Source organism: Oleiphilus sp. HI0117, from assembly GCF_001635235.1.
Map to the genome: position 1 here is coordinate 1 of NZ_LWGA01001114.1, position 768 is coordinate 768.

The 768-nt window shown below is 40.9% G+C and carries 1 protein-coding gene; it reads right to left on the minus strand.

What is annotated here, in order from left to right; translation table 11 throughout:
• The coding region (locus A3757_RS20005; RefSeq protein WP_197470152.1) for an ABC transporter substrate-binding protein at nucleotides 1-453 on the minus strand (453 nt) is incomplete at its 3' end.
• Between the last annotated feature and the right edge of the window lie 315 nt (nucleotides 454-768).

The following is a 768-nucleotide window of genomic DNA, read 5'->3' on the forward strand; positions in this document are numbered from 1 at the left end:
ATTATTCTTCTTTAAAGTCATCAATACGATTGGCGAGTGTTGAATAATGGCTGCTAATGCGACGAGAGGATTGCCGTTCAGGTGATAGAGCACAAGCTCAGCATTGGCTATGCCATAATCAGCCTTACCCTCAAGCACTTCTGTGATGGGGTTTATATCAGGACCGGCAGCTCTGATCTCGACGTTGTAACCGGCATCTTGGTAATAGCCATTTTCCAGGGCTGCGTAGAATCCTGCAAATTGAAATTGGTGTTTCCACTTCAGTTGTATACTGACATTTTTGAGTGATGGGCTGAGATGCTCATCTGCGTAAGCGCTTGTGGAGCCAATCAACATACTCAGATACAGAAGAAAGAATAACGAGACGGTTGATGTGCCTCTAGCAACCCGTAGCGCTATACTGGGCAATATCTGTACGTGGGCGTTGCTTGCTTTCTTTGTTATGTTATTCAAAGTTAAAAGTCTACTGGTTAAAGGTAATAGCCGCGTATTTGGAAGGCCAAAGCAATCTTTTAAGTGTAGTTCAAAAAAACACCAGCTGCAGAGTTACGAGCTTAAAAATAATGTAAATTTATTGGCGGAATTATCAGGTATTAATAAGTCTTTGTGCCAGATCAAGGCATTGGATAAGAAGTTTGTTCATAGTATGAGTTATAGATTTTGTTTTGAAGCTGATTCAGAACCCCCTGTGTCAGGATAGTTGTCGCCTCTGTTAATTTTTAATAATTGAATAGGAGGCGGTAAGAGAATATGAGTGAAGCATTATTC